Source organism: Komagataeibacter intermedius TF2 (assembly GCF_000964425.1).
Classification (GTDB): domain Bacteria; phylum Pseudomonadota; class Alphaproteobacteria; order Acetobacterales; family Acetobacteraceae; genus Komagataeibacter; species Komagataeibacter intermedius.
On sequence record NZ_BANF01000415.1, the window covers coordinates 1 to 438 of the forward strand.

Annotated in this window: 1 protein-coding gene; it reads left to right on the forward strand. The window is 53.0% G+C overall.

Going from position 1 to position 438, the window contains the following annotated elements; genetic code table 11:
- A partial coding sequence (locus tag B7449_RS22295) for a hypothetical protein (RefSeq protein ID WP_209426786.1) occupies positions 1-415 on the forward strand: 415 nt, incomplete at its 5' end.
- Positions 416-438: the final 23 nt, after the last annotated feature.

Sequence of the window (438 nt, forward strand, 5' to 3'; positions counted from 1 at the left end):
GAACTCGGAATCATCAGGCTCAGGAAATAGTCCGCTTTCGCCTCTTCTCGGACGTCAATGTGCAGCCGCGGGCTTCTCCGAAGCGGACATGGCTCAAAGCTTGCACGAATTGGTAACCGTCAATCCCGGGGTGGTTCAGTCCTTTGAGCCTAAAATGACGGGGGGCCTGTGCCGCAAGTGGCCTAAAGGCACAGAGCCAGACGTGCTTGTCATTCGATCAATCTGCCGACCAACAATATCAAACAGGCAGACCCTAATTATGATCGAGGGACAATCGGTGGAGGAGGTCAATTCGAGTTCATTGGACGAATTCATCGTCGCCGAAGTCTGGGCAGGCACGCTTCAGTTCATTGTCAGCGCCTCCTTGACGCTTAGGTATAGTGCAGATCTGAACGCCTGTGAGTGCTGGTTGTAATCTCCCCAAATGTGCTGGTTGAA